Origin of the sequence: Bacteroides zhangwenhongii, from assembly GCF_009193325.2 — a bacterium.
Taxonomy (GTDB): domain Bacteria; phylum Bacteroidota; class Bacteroidia; order Bacteroidales; family Bacteroidaceae; genus Bacteroides; species Bacteroides zhangwenhongii.
Genome location: NZ_CP059856.1, coordinates 3221555 through 3242574, shown reverse-complemented (window position 1 = coordinate 3242574; position 21020 = coordinate 3221555). Strand labels below are relative to the sequence as shown.

Genomic DNA, 21020 nt, shown 5'->3' with positions numbered 1-21020 from the left:
TTAAAAAACAATAGCAATGAAAACTTTATTGAAGTCATTAAAAATAACACTTGCTTTTTGTGTCTTTTTCTCCGTGTTCTATATCCTTATCCTGTGGGTGTTCGCACAGGTAGCGGGTCCTAATAAAGGAAATGCCGAAGTAGCTACATTGAACGGGAAAGTAGTGGGAGCAGCCAATGTCGGCCAGATGTTTACAGAGGATATTTATTTCTGGGGACGTCCTTCTTCTGCCGGTGACGGGTATGATGCTACGAGTTCCTCTGGTAGTAACAAGGGCCCTACGAATCAGGAGTATCTGGATGAAGTAAAAGCGCGTATCGATACTTTCCTTGTACATCATCCTTATTTGAATCGGGCGGATGTGCCTGTTGAAATGGTTACAGCCAGTGCTTCGGGACTGGATCCTAATATCACTCCTCAATGTGCGTATGTACAAGTGAAGAGAGTAGCACAAGCACGTGGCTTGAGAGAGGAACAGGTGAGAGCGATTGTTGATAAAAGCATAGAAAAACCTCTTTTGGGGTTGTTGGGAACAGAAAAGGTGAATGTATTGAAATTGAATATCGCATTAGAGGAAAGCAATAAGTAGATGAAGATTGAGCAGCGTTCCTGTCCGGACCGTTTGGGTTATGCCGCGGTTCAAATTAACAGGGTTGGATAGGGCGCTGCTTTTTTACGGAAACATAAAATAGAATAAGATAAGAAGTATGAAAAGTTTTTTTAGTAAAAAGAGTTTTTTAGGAACAATGGCTGTAGCAGCCGTTTGTATGTTGGGAACAGTTAATGCACAAGCACAAGAGTTTACTATACAAGGTGATTTGGTAAGTTCGTATGTATGGCGTGGTATTTATCAGGGGGGAGCTGCTTCCTTTCAGCCGACTTTGGGATTTAGCGTAGGTAATTTCTCGCTTACTGCATGGGGCTCAACCAGTTTGAGTGAGAGTAATAAAGAAATTGACCTGACCGCAGCTTATAAGTTCGGTGAAGCAGGACCGACGCTTTCTGTAGCCACTCTTTGGTGGGACGGACAAGCTGATGTGGCCAATGGAGAACTTACCAATAATTATTTTCATTTTAAAAGTGGAGACACCGGACATCATTTTGAAGCAGGGTTAGCTTATACGCTTCCTATTGAAAAGTTCCCCTTATCTATCGCATGGTATACCATGTTTGCCGGTGCTGACAGAAAAACGACTGATGAGGGGGAAGAAAAGCAGGCATACTCTTCTTACGTAGAACTGAATTATCCGTTCAGTGTGAAAGGAGTTGATCTGAATGCTACTTGTGGAGTGGTTCCTTATAAGACTCCGCAGTATAATGTGAATGGGTTTGCAGTGACGAACCTAGCTTTGAAAGCAACGAAAGCAATAAATTTTAATGATAAGTTTTCATTGCCTATATTTGTACAGGCTATATGGAATCCACGTTTGGAGGACGCCCATTTAGTATTTGGCGTAACTTTAAGGCCATAAAATAAACTCATGAATTTTTGTGAAACCCGTGGTGATCGTGATGATTACTACGGGTTAGGATGTTTAAAATAACAGATTGACGTAATGGATGATAGAGAACATAGTGTACAGTATTTTTTGGATCTGATAAAGAAGTCCCACCGGGGCAAATTCAAGGTCTATATCGGTATGATAGCCGGTGTGGGAAAGTCATATCGTATGCTTCAGGAGGCACATGAACTGCTGGAGAATGGTGTGAACGTGCAAATCGGCTATATCGAAACTCATGGACGCGCCGGGACGGAAGCATTGTTGCAAGGGCTCCCTGTCATTCCGCGTCGTAAAATCTTCTATAAGGGGAAAGAATTGGAGGAAATGGATCTGGATACGATTATCCGTGTCCATCCGGAAATTGTAATTGTGGATGAACTGGCTCATACCAATGTAGAAGGTAGTTTGAACGAGAAACGTTGGCAGGATGTGATAACTTTGCTGGATGAGGGAATCAATGTGATTTCGGCAATCAATATCCAGCACATTGAAAGCGTGAATGAAGAAGTGCAGGAGATTACGGGTATTGAAGTGAAAGAACGGGTGCCCGACAGTGTTCTTCAGGAAGCGGATGAGGTGGTGAATATTGACTTGACGGCAGAGGAGCTGATTGCACGTTTGAGAGCGGGTAAGATATATCGTCCGGAAAAGATTCAGACGGCATTGGATAATTTCTTTCGGACAGAGAATATTCTTCAGTTACGTGAGTTGGCTTTGAAGGAAGTAGCGTTGCGGGTAGAAAAAAAGGTGGAGAATGAGGTGGTGATGGGAGTAGCCGTCGGACTCCGGCATGAAAAGTTTATGGCTTGTATCAGTAGTCATGAGAAAACACCCCGGCGGATTATCAGAAAGGCGGCAAAGTTGGCAACCCGGTATAATACCACTTTTATAGCCCTGTATGTTCAGACTCCGAAAGAGAGTATGGATAGAATTGATCTAGCTAGTCAACGGTATCTGTTGAACCATTTTAAGCTCGTGGCGGAACTTGGGGGAGAGGTGGTGCAGGTGCAGTCGAAGGATATTTTGGGTAGCATCGTCAAGGTTTGTAAAGAGAAACAGATATCGACTGTTTGCATGGGAACTCCTAATTTAAGGTTGCCATACGCTATTTGTTCTATACTGGGATATAGAAAGTTTTTAAATAATTTGTCACAAGCTAATGTAGATTTGATTATACTTGCATAATATTAATCGTATGAACGTTATGAATATTAAAACGAAACTGATTCTCGGTATCGGAATGCTGGCCGGAATGATTATTTTGCTGGTAACACTTTCAGTTGTGAATCTTCAAATTCTGACAGCGACAGAACCTGATAGTCCTGCTGCTATGCCCGGATTGGAACGTGCTTTGTTATGGATTTCCGTAACGGGAGGAATCTGTATCTTGACCGGACTGATATTGCTTTATTGGTTGCCCCGTACTATCAGCAAGCCTATTAAAGAGCTGAAAGAGGGAATTCTTGAAATAGCCAATCATAATTATGAGAAGCGTCTGCAGATGAATAATAATGAAGAATTTCGGGATGTGGCGGATAGTTTTAACCGGATGGCGGAACGGTTGACGGAATATCGTGCAAGTACTTTGTCGGATATTCTTTCTGCAAAGAAATTTATTGAAGCAATTGTAAACAGTATAGATGATCCGGTGATCGGCTTGAATATGGAGCGTGAAATTCTGTTTATCAATGAGGAAGCACTCAATGTCTTGAATCTGAAACGGGAGAATGTGATTCGTCAATCGGCGGAGGAACTGGCTTTGAAGAATGACCTGTTGCGGCGGTTGATCCGTGAACTGGTGACGCCAAGCGAGCAGAAGGAACCATTGAAGATATATGCCGACGACAAAGAGAGTTACTTTAAGGCCTCTTATGTCCCTATCATTAATACGGAGGCTGAAAAAGGGGAACCCCGCAAACTGGGTGATGTTATTTTATTGAAGAATATCACGGAATTTAAGGAATTGGATTCTGCCAAGACTACATTTATCTCGACGATATCTCATGAACTGAAGACTCCGATTGCTGCTATTATGATGAGCCTCCAGTTGTTGGAAGATAAGCGTGTCGGTGCATTGAATGATGAACAGGAGCAGTTGTCTAAGAGTATCAAGGAGAACAGCGAGCGTTTGTTGAGTATCACCGGAGAATTACTTAACATGACCCAGGTGGAAGCGGGAAAACTACAGTTTATGCCGAAGATCACCAAACCGATTGAATTGATAGAATATGCAATTAAGGCAAATCAGGTGCAGGCGGATAAGTTCAACATTCAGATAGAAGTGGAATATCCGGAAGAGAAAATCGGCAAACTATTTGTAGATAGCGAGAAAATCGCTTGGGTGCTGACTAATTTATTGAGCAATGCAATCCGTTATTCGAAAGAAAACGGTCATGTTGTGATCGGAGCCAGGCAAGAGGATAATATTATCGAACTATATGTTCAGGATTTTGGTAAAGGTATCGACCCGCGTTATCATAAAAGTATTTTCGACCGCTACTTCCGTGTTCCCGGAACGAAAGTGCAGGGTAGCGGACTCGGATTGTCTATTTCCCGTGATTTTGTGGAAGCGCACGGCGGTACGCTGACCGTAGAGAGTGAATTGGGAAAAGGCAGTCGGTTTGTGATAAGGTTGAAAGCATAAAAATAAATGTCTTTTTGGCGAATCAATATATTGTAGCGTCTTTTAAAATATTTATATTTGCAGGTGAATTGAAACTAAGGTCAAACTATTGGCTATATAAAAACTTAAAAGAACCAGAATCAGATGAAACAGGACATGATTGTTATCCTTGACTTGGGTAGTCATGAGAATACGGTATTGGCTCGCGCCATCCGTGCATTAGGAGTTTATAGTGAGATTTATCCTCACGACATCACCGTAGAAGAACTGAAAGCATTGCCCAACGTAAAGGGTATTATTATCAATGGCGGACCGAATAATGTGATTGATGGCGTTGCCATTGACGTAAATCCGGCTATTTATACAATGGGACTTCCTGTTATGGCTGCCGGTCATGATAAAGCGATTTGCACTGTGAAATTGCCGGAATTTACAGATGATATCGAGGCTATTAAGGAGGCTGTAAAGTCTTTCGTATTTGATACCTGCAAAGCGGAAGCTAACTGGAACATGACAAATTTTGTGAACGACCAGATAGAGCTGATTAAGCGTCAGGTTGGTGATAAAAAGGTATTGTTGGCTTTGTCGGGTGGTGTTGACAGCTCTGTGGTTGCTGCTTTGCTTCTGAAAGCAATTGGTGATAACTTGGTGTGCGTGCATGTCAATCATGGTTTGATGCGTAAAGGGGAATCTGAGGATGTGGTTGAAGTTTTCAGCAATCAGTTAAAGGCAAATCTTATTTATGTGGATGCTACAGACCGTTTCCTGAATAAATTGGCAGGAGTGGCGGACCCTGAACAAAAACGCAAAATCATCGGTGGTGAATTTATTCGTGTGTTCGAGGAAGAAGCACGTAAGTTGGACGGTATCGATTTCTTGGGGCAGGGTACTATTTATCCGGATATTGTGGAAAGTGGAACGAAGACTGCCAAAATGGTGAAGTCGCACCATAATGTAGGTGGTTTGCCGGAGGACCTCAAGTTTGAATTGGTAGAACCGTTGCGTCAATTGTTCAAGGATGAAGTTCGTGCTTGTGGACTGGAGTTGGGCTTACCGTACGAAATGGTTTATCGCCAGCCTTTCCCGGGACCAGGTTTGGGAGTGCGTTGTTTGGGAGCTATTACACGTGACCGTCTGGAGGCTGTGCGTGAATCTGACGCTATTCTGCGTGAAGAATTCCGAATTGCAGGATTGGACAAGAAAGTATGGCAATACTTTACAGTAGTTCCTGATTTCAAATCCGTGGGTGTGCGTGATAATGCTCGCTCTTTTGATTGGCCGGTAATTATTCGTGCAGTCAATACGGTAGATGCTATGACAGCTACTATCGAACCGATAGATTGGCCTATTCTGATGAAAATTACAGACCGAATTCTGAAAGAAGTGAAGAATGTAAATCGTGTCTGCTATGATATGTCACCGAAACCCAATTCAACCATAGAATGGGAATAAAGTAATACTAAAATACCTGATTTTACCAATTAACTCCTCTTGAGATATCAATTCGGTTTGATTTGATCTTTCTGAATTTCCAAGAGAAGTTAATGGTAAAGTATCGTCCGAAGTTCTCTCTATTAATATAGTTGGTATAGTTGTTTTTCAGTTGAATAATACGATTACGATATGAATCCAATAAGTCGAATGCAGTAATGCTTACTTCTGCTTGTCGATTGAATACTTTTGCTCCAGCATAAATGTTTAAGATATTTTCTTTATCAATTTGGTGATAGGTTTTGCTGTTCTGGTGCTGATAGGTATATGATATATTCGCAAAGAAATACTTTAATATGGGAGTACACGTCATATTTACTATTAAGCGATTTGCTAATATTCGGTTTGTTTGGTCATTTGCTTTATTGGAGGCTTGCCGATAGCTGATACTCCAATAAGTTGATGCACGCAATCGAGGAATCAGATTGGTAGCGAATCTAGCTCCTATCCTTGTTGTGCTTATTTTTGTTATATCCCGTATGTTATCATAGTAGTAAGGCAGATGTTCATACTTATTATTAATATTAACATCTAAATTAGATTTGATTTTTACGATAGGATACATCCAGGAAATATCCCAATCTGTATTCCATGCTCCATTTAGATTGTCGTAACTACTGAGTGTACTATTTGCAATAGCCGTGTATTTAAAATCAGGCAAGTAAGTTGCTTTGCTAAAATAAGTGTTCCTATTGGAGATGCTGTTTTTTATGAAAGCTAACGTTAATTCCGAATTTATCAAATGTCCGTAGTTATTAAAGCGATGCTGTTCTTTCCACCAAATTTTATGTATGGTACTGGCTTTCAGGTTTGGATTTCCACCGCTGATAAAATAAGGATTAGAATTGTTGACTTCTGAACGTAACTGTGTTATATTGGGGAGTTGGCTATTCATAGAATATTTGATTGTATGCTCTGCTTTTTCACTCAATCTTCCTCCTAAAGAAATCAGTACTTCTCCTTTTAATGCGTTAAATGATTTTTCAAATTTTGTTTGTGCCGTTTCTTTTCTATCCTTAATAATGGAATGTTTCCACCCTGCTGAAATCTCAATATTGAAAATTCCTAAATCGGGCAGAATAACTGTCGTTCCAGGGGTGTGTTCTATCAGATAATTTCGGTAATTATATGTATTTGTAGGGTCTATTTCTCCTGTTATTTTGTTCCATGCGAGCTGATTGATATGACGATTGTCCGATACAAAATTATATGCTAATTCGATGAATGAATATTTGTCTTTTGATAGCATGCGCTTTAATCCTGTTTTGGCCTCCCATTTATTTCCTCTTCCATTGGCTGGAATTGTTGTAATCTCTTGCAGACTTCCACTAGCCTCATTTTGTGTCTTGTTTTCTCGGCTTTCTTCTCCGCTGGACGAGCTATTCGAATAGTTCGCATGGATGGAGTAGTTCCAATCTCCGACGAATTTTGTCCAATTCACCACACCTTGCATCTCTTGGGCTTTACCACAGCCGTTTTGTTGTAAAATACCGGTACTCTTAATCTCATCTACGCTATTTGTGATTTGCTGTAGTGTATGTTGTTTTGAATGATTAGTTGATAAGGTATAATCAATAATCAAATTGCCCCATTTCTTATCATTCATGCTAAATCCAGTATTCATAGTATGTTTATTATACTGATTTGTATTTTGATATTGGCTTAGATAACTCTTTTGCCAGAAGGCATCTGTAGCAAAGTATTCTTGTTCTGTTTGGGTATTGGCTTCTGTTGCGCTTCGTGCAAACTGATAGCTTCCTTTTATTTCTTTGTAAAATCCGGTTTCTTTTTCCCAACGGCGAGACAGGTTGATAGCTCCAAAGCTATTTTCACTGTAAGTCTGCGATGGATTTCTGGTACTTAGAAATATTTGCGGTTGATTGGTTGTTCTGTTCAAGTTATTGTGCATAGCATTGATTGCTACCAACATTTTCTCGGAGAAAAAGTTAAATGTGCCTCCTACACCATAGCGCGCGTTATGGTCTGCGAGCTGTTGTTTTTCCATATTTCCTCCGATACTTGCTATCAGATTCCCTTCCTTCGAGTTTACTAATTTGCTTTTTGTCTCAATATTCAGAACTCTGCGTTTCTTGCCTTTTCTATTTTTACGTGTTTGCTCTTTATGCTCATCTTCATCATAAGCGGATATGTATACAACATCATTGGCAGGAAGGTGATTCAACGCATTCATTGGATTTTCTCCAAAAATCTTTTTGCCGTCAACGTATGTCTTCTCCACATCTTTTCCAGCGACTTTAACTCCCTGTTCTGATACTTGCACTCCCGGCATTTGCTCCAGGATATTTCGTGCTACGTCGTCTTCCAATATGTTGATTCCTTGTGGATTAAATCGGATAGTATCGTCTCGGTATACCATAGTGGAAATTTTACCTTTTACAGTTACGGCTCGCAATTGTATAATGCGGTCGGTCAGATAAAAGTCTTTTCGTGTCGTTTGTCCCTCTCGCACATATAGTGTATCAGAATCCGCGATAAATCCGTCGGCCCACACGATGGCTCGTGCGATGCCGACGGGAACTTTATTCCAAAAGATAAATCCTGCATTTCTATAATCTTCTTTCAAGGTGTCTTTTCTACATATCAGATTTGCTTTGACTGCATCAAGACTTACTTGCATAATACTTGTGCGTAGCTGTACTTTTCCATATTTGACAACCTTTTGTTGCATGGTAGTGGAATCTGATGGAATTGTTTTTTGAGCACACAGTATGTGTATATTGCAGAGAGACAGTAATATACATGAAATATGGATTATAGATGTAGGATTTTTTATCATATTTCTATATTATGAGATTCATATTTTGCCGGGCATTGATCTGTATTCACGTATGCTTCCGTCATTCGTATTCCCTTCGTAATTCGATTTCACTTTACCAAACCGATACGCAAAGTTTATGGTAAAGAATCGTCCATAATAATTAGTCCATGTATTTTGAATGTAGTTGGAATACATTTGACTACTGAATGTTCGGTGACTATTTAATAAATCGTATGCGGCAATACTAATGTCTCCTTTACGATTTAACACTTTGCATCCGATATTCAAGTTTAGGGTGTGATTGCGGTTAATCTCTTTGTTTATTCCATAATCACGGCTAAAAATGAAAAGATAATGACTGCTTAAATAGAAATGTTTGCATATTTGGCTGATATCTACTGTTGTTCCCGCTGTCTGATAGAATGTTTTCCCTGTATAATTTTCAGTATTGATACTATGTATATATCGAGTATTGGTACTGACCGTTATTTTTAGTTTTTTAGTTAGATTACATAGTAGCGAATGTTCGAGCGATGGATCATAGGTACGCGTTGTAGTCTTATTTTCCCCTATGTAATATGGATTATGTTCATAGTTGAATCCGGTAGATAAGATATATTTAGATTTTATACTACGTATAGGAGCTTGCCATATCAGTTTGCCTTTTATATCCCAATATCCCTCTACGTTTTCAAAACTAATTAGGGAGCTGTGAGCTGGTGTTGTGTATTGTAATTCCGGTAGATAAGTTTCTGTATTATAATAGGTGGTCTTCGCTACAGGAGAGTGTTGGCGGATTGTAGTGTTGATAGCTACACCTAGGGTGTGGTTATGTTTTCCCAGCATACGGCTGTAATTGAAGAGGAATGAATGTAGATATGATTGTTTTAAGTTAGGATTTCCACTGCGCAGCATATAGGGATTACTGTTGTCTATTTGCGGACGCAACTGTACTATGTTTGGCACAAGGTTGTGCAGCATATAAGTGGTATTCCATGAATTTGTTATATCTGAATATACAAGAGAAAGCTTAACGGTTGGAGAAATGAATGTTTTTTGGTAGTTGTCTATGTCTTTTTCTTTTCGGTTAAGTGTACTTTCCTTAAGTCCTGCGGAGATGTCACAACTTGTTTTCTCATAGGGAGAAAAGTGCAATGACACTTCCTGCTTTTGTATCAAGTTGTTCACTTTATAGCTATATGTATTGGCTTCGTCCGTTTGTGGATCTGTCGGGTTTAACATATTCCAGGCGAATTGATGTTTCCATCCGTTTTCGTATTTAACGGAATAGTCTAAAGAGAGTTGGCTTTCTGTTTCTGGATTCAGTATATACATTAGCTGAACATTGCCGTTCCACTCCGTATTACGGAGTTTTGATGGAATAGTCAGATATGTTTGTGTTATCGAACTTTCCAAAGTGTCTACCCGTAATGAATGATCGTTCCCTTTATTTATATCTATAGAGCTTTCTAATGTGTATCCGAATCTGTCAGTAATCCCATTGGTATAACTGATTCTTTCCATCACGTGGAAGCTTTTGTTTAGATTACCGTAATGCATCAGGCTTTTCGATGCTTGAAGATTATTTACTTCATTGTATATGTAAAGCGATTGCCAATCTTTGTTGTTGTTATATGTTATCAGTTGGTTCCAATGGAGTGCTCCCCATTTATCGTTTGAATTAGAGAAAGATAATTCGGAATAGTGATTCTGTTTTCTGTCACTGTTGCTGTTTTGTTCTTCATAAAGGCGCTGCTGATAATTGTTGTCGGGAAAATAAAGTTGTTCAGATCGTGTATCTGTATTATCGCGATCATAACCGAAAGTGTAGAATGCCGTAAACCCACCGTATGTCCCATTTTCAGTATTCCATGAGTGTTCCATAGCTAAATCAGCATAAGTTGTTTCGTTGAAAGTACTTTTAGGATTGGAGATGGAAAGAACATCTTTAATATTGTTTGATTTCCGGTTGATATTATTGTGAAAAGCATTCCCAGTAAGTAAAAAATTCTCAGAGAAGAAATTGGCAGTGAGTCCGAGTCCTTTACGGAACTTCCCTCTGCTATTCTCTGAATCCAGATTACTACCTGCACTGGCCAATAGATGTGCTTTCCACGAGCTGATAAGCTTGCTTTTAGTCTCAATATTAAGCACTCTGGTGAGGTCTCCCCTATACATTAGTTTTTTTGTTTTCGTATTTTCATATTCGTCATAAGCCTTGATTTTTAATACGTCAGTTGCAGAAAGATTCTTAAGTGCTGCCATAGGGTCACTTCCGAATATTAGTTTGCCGTCTATATAAGTTTTGGTCACTTGTTTTCCCATTATCTGGACGGAGTGCTCATCGGTCTCTGCTCCTGGAAGTTGCTCCACAATATTCATGGCGACATCTCCTTCTTGTACGTTGACTGCCTTAGGGTTGAATATTAGCGTGTCACCATTTTGGGTCACAATGGGGATTCTGCCCTTGATGGTGACTTCTTCCAGTTGGATGGATTCATCCAAAATATCTATGTAAAGATTAGGATTCTTTCCTGCTATTATATTTAGTTCTTTTTCAACTTTTCTACATCCCATGGCAGTCACAATAAGTTTCGCTTTCCCTGTTTTTATAGGTTTGAAACGGAATGTTCCATTTACACTTGTTGTTTTCAATGTATCTTTTGCATAGATTAAAAAAATATTGGCACCATCTAATGACGTATTAAATCCACTTTCTTGTTTGTGCATGATAAATCCTGATAATTCATTTGTCTTATCCTGAGCATTCACGAGTAAGGCTATGAATAATAATAAAATATTAATTGTTGTTTTTTTCATGTTTTAATTTGATAAAAGTTTAGTGATAGCTTGATTGTTATTTATTTGAAATTGTCACCTGATCTTCCTCTAAGAAGAAATTTACAACCTTTCGGTTTCCAACTCTTTCTTGCTTTACTACATATCCTAAATAACTTGCTTGGAGAATTTTTTTGTCGGAATTAGATAATTTTATGCTATATTGTCCATCAATATCAGTTATGGTGCCATTAGAACTGCCGACTTCAATAACACTTGCACCTATTAGCACTTCATTTGTCTTTTTATCATAAACAACTCCTCGGATTTCTTGACCAAATATGCTTGTGGGAGAGATGGGGGATTGAAGTTTATTACTTTTGAAAAACTCTAAATTTTTATTGTCTTTTCCCTTAATTATGGGGGAAGAGACGGATTCTTGTGCAAATGTATACATTGTTGCAGTAAGTACAAATATAAAAAAATAATATGTTTCATAATATGAATTTTTAAGATTGTTATATATTTTGCTATCACTAAACTTTTTATTTCAAGTAAATATCATGAATGCAGGGAGAATGGTTAGATTACCCGGTCAATCATCGTTATCAAATAGTCGCACTTTCCACGCTCAATATCATTACTAGCTATAGAACGAGCCTGTATCAAATAGCGGCGTGCACTTTTCAGTTTCTCATAGCAAATAGCTTCGATATCCGTACCAGCATAGAAATTAACAGCAGTCATAGGTTCCATGCCAGATTGTTCTTCTGTTGCAGATATAGTGGTAAAGATCGTTTGCAGTTCTAATGCTTGTAACTTAGGATTAGTTTGCTCATTGAGAGCAATCGAAGCTGCGCCTGTTGATACAGCTTTGTCAATAGCCTTTAATGTCGGACACATTCCTTTTAAAGAACTGATATATACAGACAGTTGTGCAATCATTGGAGCACTTAAAGGTTTCCCATTTAAAGTTTCTTTGAATAATTGTTTCTCTATATCATTCAAATATGCTTCTTGGGTATAAGGTTTAGTTGATTTCTCTACACTCAATCCCATACGCATCAAACGAAACATCAAAGACATCATTGGGTACCCGTTATTGTAAATCCATGTTGACATATCAGGATTGACACCACCTAAACGCAAAAAATCCTTATTGGAGTCCAGCCAGCTTAAATCATAGAAGGTACTGAATATCTTTTGTAAGACTTTCTTTTGCATATCTGCCGATATCGGTTGATATGAAGGTACATTGCTTTTTTCGTTGGCTTCATTGATATAAATACCTCCGATATAAGAAGATACAGGTGACAATGTTTTATTGATTAATTCAATAATCACAAAATCAGGAAATAGTTCCCGATAATCATTGGGGATATTATCGTCGTGAAACCAGGCAGGGCTATTTTTAACTACATATTTCACATGAGCAATTTGTGCATCTAAAGAGGCTATCGGATCATTACCTAAATCATAGTTTTGGCAACGCGGGTCTGTAGCATAAGCTGGTGAACGCTTCCCATAGAAATAGCGTGGATCTCCATCGTGTTCCATGGCCCATTTCTTCAATATGTCTGATTCATTTTCACTGGTGGCGGCATACAGATATTTGAGCGTAAATGCGTCACATACACCCGGTTTGTCGACAATCAATACCACTCCTTTTTCTTTATCACCGGGCTGTGCCAGATAATTGTATAATACGTTGTCCATGACTGAAGCTGTGATACCATATTTTTGAGTAAATTCAGGAGAACGTAGTTCTTCAGGGGAGTATGCTGCAGAACCAGCTAAATTAGTAGCCAATCCTAAACTAAGGCCAAATGCTTTTAGCATACGTGCTGTCAGATTCTCACAGATTACCTCATCAGCAATGTAATAAGTCCGGAAGCGCGGATCGACCTCTGCCATTTGGTATACTCCATTACGGCGTACGCTGACGGCAAGGTCACGTGGTACTCCTATCTTGGTACTTAAAATTTCGCCAGTGCGTAAGTCTGTGACATTGTATGCGGTAACTTCCGAGTTGTTGTTATTCAGAAAAGCAATCGTATTTATCATTGGGTTATTAGCACGAAAAGTTGAATCTTTCTCATACGGTTTTATTATGATTGGTTTTCCTATTCCTAAGTCTTCAAATATTATATTCCATTCATTTGCACTTTTTTGGATGGCTTTTACCCAGCTATCCTGAATCAGAGTATCAATGTAGAAGACAACAGGTTGTTGCGTCGTTATATTACGACGTGTTACATAATATCCTTTCTTGAAACGTTTTTCATTACGATAGTCTGTGTATGAGATATACCCTGTTCCTACGCGTGGGTTGGCTTCGCGGGTGTTCATCTTTTCTTTCGATAGTAGGGCTAATGTTGTTTGTACTGACATTGTTAATTCCGGTTGTTCTTTGGAGACAAAGCCCATGATGCTGATGCTCAACTTTGCAGTACAGTTTTGAGTGATGCTGATGCAATTGTCGAATGCGTCTGCAGAATCCACAAAAGATGTTTTACTTTGGGGAGAAGCACTTACAATTGTGAGCATACCTCCATAACTGCGTCCACTAAGATTTAGCACATCTTTATTGGAACAAGAGAAATAGGAAGTGGCATTAAATACAACAGCTGTTGAATCGCTGGTGTATCCTTCAATTGGAAATGCTTTGTAAATAGCATTACTGCGAGATAAAGCAAAAGCCGCTTCTTGATTATCGTCCTGTTCGTTGAGGCGAACATTGTATTTCGGATCTCGGAATAATATTAATGAATCGGTTTTATCAATAATCAGATACCTACTTTGAGCAGCTTTTGTGCCTGCCATCGAAATATCACTTGCAGTAGTGATGGCAGAGTTTACTAAAAAATCCCGTCCCATTAATTCAACTGGTAGTTCCAGATAAATCTTATCCTCGTACTGGTGAACTGTAATTGTCCCTTTATTGACTGTATGTTTCTTCTTATCTTTGAAAAGCTTGTCGTATACACTCTTTTTCTTTTTTTGTACACTGTCTGCCTGTTGTTCAGTTTTGGCTTTTCCTTTTTTCTTCTTGGAGCGGGCATTGGCTTCATTTGTTGATCCGATAATCAGCAAACCCGCCATTAACCATAAAAATAGTTTTTTCATCTTTTGTCCCTCCCTTATTTTAAGTTGATGTCGAGCATCTTTAATAATAATTCATAGTGAGCTTTCGTCTTCCCTGATGCACTGGCTGCCTTTTGTTTCATCAGTTGTTTGGCTTTAGCTATATATGCGTATACATCTGCTTGTGTAACTTTGGCCGTCATAGAAAAACGATTCAATGGTCTCCATTCAAAACCTGCTACAGGGTTGTGCATTGCATTTTCTTTGAGAGCATGTCCCTGGCAACAAGTATATCCGAACTGGCGGTGATTGATATCAAGTAGTTTTTCTCCGGCTAATGCTTTTCCGGCTCCTTTGATTGTGAACCCGGCAGTCTGCATCATCATGTATATATATTGTTTCTGAAGATTCATCTGGGATTCTGTTAATGTATGTCCGGAAATAGTCGGTTTCCAAACAAAATTGTATATCATGTTGAAAGCCTCGGCAGCAGTAAATGAATCTTTCTCTAATCCTTCGTATTGTGATACCTGAAAAGGTACAGGCAGTATATATCTCAACATGAAGTTTTGAATAGTTTGTTTAGGGGAACCGGAAACCGGAAATTTAGTTAATAAGTTTTTGTTGTCAAGCCAATCCAGATCATTATAAATTTCGAATAGGTAATTCAGGGCTTCTTTTTGTTGTGCCTTCGGAATTTGTGCAAAACGTGGCATTGTGTCCCCTTCTTTAACTTCGTTGACAAAATAGCCACCTACATTGCCTGCTACATGGGTAACGTACATTGCAAGTTGTTCTACGATACCAATAAATAAATCTTCACGGTATTCGTATGTATCGTCACCTTCGGAAATCCAATTTTCCAAATTGTTCATGATATACTTAAGGTTCTTGATGCCATATCGAGTTGCTTTCATAGAGTTGTCACCAATATCTTCTGTTTGTGAACGGGGATCAACAACTCCATATACTTGTTGTTTTCCATATCGGTACACAGGATTTTCTTTAATGGCATCAGTGATCCATTTGCTTGTTATAACTGCTTCTTCGTCTGCAGTATTAACATTGAATACCGGAGTATATGTCCATTTAATTAGGTATTTGTCGTATTCACCAAAGCGGGGAGGAGTCAATTTTACACCACGCTCTTTATCGCCGGGTTGTGCTACATAGTTGAAGCGGGCATAATCCATAATGGAAGGAGTAGTGCCATACTTCTGCGTGAATTCCGGTGAACGTAAAGAATCTACCGGGAAAGTGGAAGAAGCTCCCATATTATGCATAAACCCTAAACAGTGACCGATTTCGTGTGAAAGTACATAGCGTAATGCGTCTCCAACCATCTCATCCGGAATATTGACAGTACGTACATCCTTATCGGCTTGTGCTGTTTGCACGAACAACCAGTTACTGATAAGCTTGATAACATTATGATATAAATATACGGAGGCATTCAAGATTTCTCCGCTTCGTGGGTCTACCCATGATGGTCCCATAGCATTCTCAATGCTTGATGGAGCATAGCGAACACATGAATATTTGATATTGTCCGGATCGAATTCCGGATCATCAGTCGGGAAATCTTTGGCTGCTACAACATCTTTGAATCCAATCTGCTCGAATAATTCATTCCATTGGGTGACTCCTTCCCGCAGATATGGTTTCCATTTTTCCGGAAAAGTGTTATCGATGTAGAAAACAATCTGTTTAGTGGGTTTCACTTTCTCACCACGTAGGTAGGCAGCAGTGTCAGACGGTTGTATATCCCATCGATTGGCATAGTAAACGGGTGCGGTCGTTTTAGCTCCTTCGCCTAGTTGTTCGCGTCCGGTAAAGAATACACCGATACGGTAATCTGCCATACGTGGACGGTAAGGCTTTTCTTTCAACAGCATGATGGAACGTGTCATTTCTGCGGTGAATGGACGGTCTTTTATGAGTGATGCCCCTTGTGAATTGCTGACAGAGAATGTATATGACAGACAGCTTTTAATAGAAACATTATCTTTGAAAGCCTTGATTTGTGAAATGTAAGAGCAGTCGGATTGATAATTCTCTGTACGATTGTACATTCCATAGATTGAATTACGATCGAATGGACTCATTTTTTTGTTGTCGCTTAAGAAAACTCCGGTCATATCGAATACAATGGCGGTAGAGTCATTGTTGTATGCCTGAATTTTCTGATTACTGATAATTGCTCCCAAAGTGCTTTTGCGTAAAGCTTCATCGATTTGTGTGCTGCCTGTAATATAATCAGTATTTACTTGGCGTAATTGTACATGTGTTTTATTACGTGTAAACATAACATGGAGCAGATCGGTCGGTTTGGATCCGACTACGGCATTGCCATTGTCGGATATACTGGTAACTGTAGAACCGATAAGCATATCTTTATTGATTAAATCCACAGGAAGTTCAAAATAGACTTTTCCATCCAGCAAATGTAATGTTATCAGTCCTTTTGCCGTTTCATGTTTCTTTTTGAATAGTTTGTCGTATTCACTTTCTTTCTTCGCCGGAGTAGTTTGTTCCGTTTTTGCTTTCTTCTTTTTCCAGAAGAATGGAAATTTGCGTTGCGCATCGATAGTGGTAGCCGAAGCTACCACTAATACTGCAAGTAAGAGGATTTTTTTTCTCATGTTAGTTCTTTAATGTATTTTTATGAAATTTGAAATTAGATTAATATCCGGTTGTCGTTACGTCCAGAATTTTGCCGAAGCCATCATAGACTAGTGCTTGAGAGACGTCCAAGGTACCTGCACCAGCCTGTTTCATTGGAACAATTGAAACTTTTCCATCAAATTCTGTGGATTGGGTCACAATAATGAGTGCTTTGTTATTCCATGCATTCGGGGTAATAGCTGGTGGATTACCTGTCATAACATTTAATTGATTAGTGTATTGTCCTTGTTGATACAGCTTGGCTTTTGTGATTTTTTCTCCGTTACTAGGGCTAAACTGCGAGGTGGTGGAGACAGATACTTCATTTCCCATACCATATGTAAATGAATATATAGCTGCATCTGTTACTACATATAATACATTATTTGTATGTCCGAAGAAAATAGATACAGCTTTGTCTAATAAGTTTTTGCCTGCTGCTGGAATAATATATTTGTTTTTTGCAGCTGCTGGTTGTTCTGGTGAGGTAACTACCCATCCATCCCAATTATCAGGATCTTCATAGTAGCCTTCTTCTGCTTTATATTGGCTTAAAGTGTAAATAGCATAATCTCCACTATTATCGTCTTTTAGTAAGAAAGTGGTCAATGAACCATCTTGAGAACTTGTTGCGGCAATAGCTGTTTGACTTCCCATGTCATTAGGATCGAAATCTGGATTTGAGATATACGGAGTACATGTGTTATAACTCGTGCCATTTAAGGAATAAAAGGCACCTTTGGGTTTATCTAACCATACTAAATGGTTGTCACCAATACTAAATGAAGAATTTGCTGCATATACATTGTTATTGATTTCAAATCCATTAAAAACAGAATTAGGCATAGAGAATTTGTTACCTGCTGTGTTTAAGAATGAATATAGTCCATTATTTGTATAAGCAATGAAAAGTTGTGAAGAACGAATATAAGATTTTACTTGAAAATCGGTGGGGCAATATAAAAATATTTTTTCATCTTCCCATGTTCCGTTTATTGAATAGTCTTCACAGTTGAAACGAATACTTTTTCCTGTGGAAGAAATAGCCCAAATCTGATTTAAGTGAGAACTACCAAGTATTGCTGTGTTCCCCATCACCTCATAGGTTAATGAAGTCAATAATTCATCATATGCTGCTCCATTAGCAGTTTCTAGTATGTGACGAAATATTCTTTCTTCTTTTGTATATTGATTTGTTATTTGAGAATTGTTAATCAAAGTCAAATCTGTTGTTGTGCCGTTCTCACTATCTGCGATTAACAATCCGTCTAGGAAGCTACTTTGTACATATAATTTCCAAGAATAAATATATTGTAAGTTATCATTTGCTACATCTGTTACAGTCAATTTTAACGTATAGGTTCCATTTGATATAGGACGATTTATGATACCATGAAAGTCTTTTTCTGTACCAATAATTTCATAAACAGGATTGGTAGTTGAGGGTTCCTCGGTTACAGCCCATTCATAGCGCAAATTAGAACCATCAAAACCATCTTGGGTAATAGATGGTACAATATCGACAGGAGATTGATAACCTACGTATATTGAATTTTCTTGATTTTTATCATTTATACTAATTTGTACTTCTGGAATAAGGTTTGTTGCAAATGAACTTTTATCCTCATAGCAAGAAGTAAACCAGAGAATATTAGGCAGCAGTAATATTATTAATTGAGTTATATTATTTTTCTTCATAATTTTATAGAATTATATAAATTAATATGTTCTGGCTTCTATAATTTGTCCTTTCAAACTACCTTCGTTATGAACTAGGGGGACATCGGGATGTTCTTTCTGATATTTTTTTAGATAATCCGCTAATTTTGCAGCATAAGCTTCATATGATTTGTCTGTTACGAATAATCTATAATTGGCGAGATATTTATATGTAAAATATGTTGGTCTCTGTAGTTGGTCAGGATGCGCAGTCATATCGTCCCAATCATCCCAGTCTAAAGCTGTTACAATTGTTTTTAAAGCATTGGAACTATAAGCCGTTGTAGAAAAAGAGGTTGGAGCTAGAGATGATTTTATTAGTGAATTATATGTCATCCATAAATATCGTTCAGTTGCCGGAGGGGCAATGATATTGCTGTTCCAACTTAACGTTGCTGTGATATATTCTTTAGGTCCTAATCCTAGAGTTGATGATTCTTTTAGTTGGATATAAAGTTTATATGATGCTCCATTTTGTATTTCTTCAGTATTGAACAGTCTTATTTTTATTGTTCCTTTTAAACTATTTGCGGGAATCACTGCTGCAGTTATTTCATAACTGTTTTCGGGGGCGGTGGTTTCCTCCACATTGATTACATAATTCACAGTACGGTCTTCTGCCGATACATTTCCGACCAAAACTAAAGGCAATTCATATTCACCATATTCATCAAAGGGATTCTCCAGAAAAGAATAGTTCCCTTTAAATATGTCGGTTTCTGCATCGTACTCATTCGTAGAATTGAATCTGACAGCATTATATTGACTGTCAAAATATGGTATTTCTTCCTTGCCGCAACTAATGAGGCATAAAGAGAAACAGCTTATCGCCAAGACTGATTTTATAACTACTTTTTTCATGTTAATATTGTTTATTGTACACGACCGGATTGTATTTCGAAGGTAGGATAAGGCAATAAATATTGCGTATCTGTCATCTCTTCATTATAATTAGGAATGGATTTACACCCTGTTCGCTTATAGTAATAGAACATGACACCTTCGGAAATGAATTCTTTGTGATATTCTTTTTGTATTTCTTTTATGATTTGATCTGCATTTAGATTTTCAAGAGAGGTGTTGATACCTCTGTTTTCGCGAATTTTATTTAGCCTTTGTAATGCCATGTCAAGATTTGGGGTTGCACTTGTTGCATAGCATTCTGCAGCAATATAGAATATTTCAGGCAAGCGTATTAGAGACAAGCGGTTCTTATTGAATTCGTCTAAACTTGCTTGATGAATTTTCATAGGGACATATCCTCTGGAATCACTTTGGGTTTGATCTAACATTCGTGTGAAACGAACATCTGAATTTATGCCTTCATATATACTTTCAACGTCTGTTGGAGATATATACATAGCTGTATAGTCTGTGTTGACGAAGTTGGGTATTATATATGAGGTAATTTTGGACGTAATGTCTGAAACATTTAGACTAAATAAAGCTTCGGATGCTAGAGAACGGTTAAATTGAGAAATTTCTGGTAACAGGTAGGAGTAAGTGTACATATCGTCCATAACAATTCCATTATCACCGATAGCTGTGATTATCTCTTCAGTAGCATTTAAAGCTTTGTCTATGCTTTCTTTACTGCCTTCCCATAAATATACACGTGCTTCCAGTGCTTTGACTGCATAATAATTGAGTCGTAAAGTTCTATCTTTGAAGAAACCATCTGCATCTATGCTTGTGTAATAAGAAGCCGGATGTTTTTTTGTGATAGGGTCGTATTCCTTTAATAATTTTTCTGCGGCTTCCAAATCGTTGATAATCATTTGAAGTGTCTCCTTTCCTGTGCGTTGAGGAGTTGGGATCGATGATAAAGTTGTTACATATGGAATCGTTTTCTTAGAATTTAGTTCTGTGGAACGGTTTTTCCAATCACCATATCCATATAGGCGCAACAGATCAAAATGCATATATGCACGAATAGCAAGGAGTTCTCCTTTGATAACATGATAATAGACTTCATTCAGACTAGACTCCTGTCCTTCCATATTAATTAATGCTTCATTGGCATTGGCTATTACAGAATATGCTTTAGCCCAGATATTTTCGATGTCCGAGAATATTTGTGTGTGGTCGTAATTGAATTTTTCATATTCTTGCATTTCTTTACTATTACTTGAATTGGAAGTCACAGGATTAAATTGATGACCTAATATTTCAATTGCATACCAAGATAGTTCTTTACCATAAAGGATATTATCTGTCATGCTAATATAACAACCTATTAAGGATTGTTGGAATCCGGCAAGAGTGCTATAATGATCTTTTTCTCGAATTTCAGATCCTGAAGTAACATCGAACCAGTCGCTGCAAGAGGATAATGTTACTACGGACGTTAATAGGATTAATATGTATTTTTTCATCTTTA

At 38.2% G+C, this 21020-nt stretch carries 13 protein-coding genes; 5 read left to right on the top strand and 8 right to left on the bottom strand.

Going from position 1 to position 21020, the window contains the following annotated elements; all coding sequences use genetic code 11:
* Positions 1–16 precede the first annotated feature (16 nt).
* From GD630_RS12980 to guaA, 5 genes are all read left to right on the top strand, one after another.
* Positions 17–589, top strand: coding sequence for a K(+)-transporting ATPase subunit C (locus GD630_RS12980; protein WP_143869067.1), 573 nt, complete (start codon positions 17–19; stop codon positions 587–589).
* 118 nt (positions 590–707) lie between these two features.
* Complete coding sequence (locus GD630_RS12975) at positions 708–1472, top strand: TorF family putative porin (protein WP_007767477.1); 765 nt, start codon at positions 708–710, stop codon at positions 1470–1472.
* A gap of 84 nt (positions 1473–1556) precedes the next feature.
* The gene (locus GD630_RS12970; protein WP_143869065.1) at positions 1557–2687 is read left to right on the top strand and encodes a sensor protein KdpD; all 1131 of its coding nucleotides are present in this window, start codon (positions 1557–1559) and stop codon (positions 2685–2687) included.
* Positions 2688–2706: 19 nt separating this feature from the next.
* Positions 2707–4146 (top strand): sensor histidine kinase, encoded by a 1440-nt coding sequence (locus GD630_RS12965; protein ID WP_182505611.1) that lies wholly within the window; start codon positions 2707–2709, stop codon positions 4144–4146.
* 123 nt (positions 4147–4269) lie between these two features.
* Positions 4270–5577: a glutamine-hydrolyzing GMP synthase gene (gene guaA / locus GD630_RS12960; RefSeq protein ID WP_143869061.1), complete on the top strand. Its 1308-nt coding sequence runs from the start codon at positions 4270–4272 to the stop codon at positions 5575–5577.
* Between the two features lie 22 nt (positions 5578–5599).
* On the opposite strand, the gene GD630_RS12955 is transcribed toward guaA, so the two are convergent.
* The 8 genes from GD630_RS12955 to GD630_RS12920 all read right to left on the bottom strand — a co-directional run bounded on the left by GD630_RS12955 (position 5600) and on the right by GD630_RS12920 (position 21015).
* Positions 5600–8305, bottom strand: coding sequence for an outer membrane beta-barrel protein (locus GD630_RS12955; protein WP_182505610.1), 2706 nt, complete (start codon positions 8303–8305; stop codon positions 5600–5602).
* 126 nt (positions 8306–8431) lie between these two features.
* Positions 8432–11215 (bottom strand): outer membrane beta-barrel protein, encoded by a 2784-nt coding sequence (locus GD630_RS12950; RefSeq protein WP_143869057.1) that lies wholly within the window; start codon positions 11213–11215, stop codon positions 8432–8434.
* A gap of 37 nt (positions 11216–11252) precedes the next feature.
* The gene (locus GD630_RS12945; protein WP_143869055.1) at positions 11253–11630 is read right to left on the bottom strand and encodes a carboxypeptidase-like regulatory domain-containing protein; all 378 of its coding nucleotides are present in this window, start codon (positions 11628–11630) and stop codon (positions 11253–11255) included.
* A 125-nt stretch (positions 11631–11755) separates the two neighbouring features.
* On the bottom strand, positions 11756–14299 hold the full coding sequence (locus GD630_RS12940; protein WP_143869053.1) for a zinc-dependent metalloprotease: 2544 nt from the start codon (positions 14297–14299) through the stop codon (positions 11756–11758).
* A gap of 14 nt (positions 14300–14313) precedes the next feature.
* A complete protein-coding gene (locus tag GD630_RS12935; RefSeq protein WP_143869051.1) occupies positions 14314–16899 on the bottom strand; it encodes a zinc-dependent metalloprotease in 2586 nt (861 codons plus the stop codon).
* A 40-nt stretch (positions 16900–16939) separates the two neighbouring features.
* Positions 16940–18619 carry a PKD-like family lipoprotein gene (locus GD630_RS12930; RefSeq protein WP_143869049.1) on the bottom strand — a complete coding sequence of 560 codons (1680 nt, stop codon included), beginning with the start codon at positions 18617–18619 and terminating at the stop codon, positions 16940–16942.
* 21 nt (positions 18620–18640) lie between these two features.
* Positions 18641–19501 carry a DUF4843 domain-containing protein gene (locus GD630_RS12925; protein WP_143869047.1) on the bottom strand — a complete coding sequence of 287 codons (861 nt, stop codon included), beginning with the start codon at positions 19499–19501 and terminating at the stop codon, positions 18641–18643.
* An 11-nt stretch (positions 19502–19512) separates the two neighbouring features.
* Positions 19513–21015: a RagB/SusD family nutrient uptake outer membrane protein gene (locus GD630_RS12920; RefSeq protein ID WP_143869045.1), complete on the bottom strand. Its 1503-nt coding sequence runs from the start codon at positions 21013–21015 to the stop codon at positions 19513–19515.
* Positions 21016–21020: the final 5 nt, after the last annotated feature.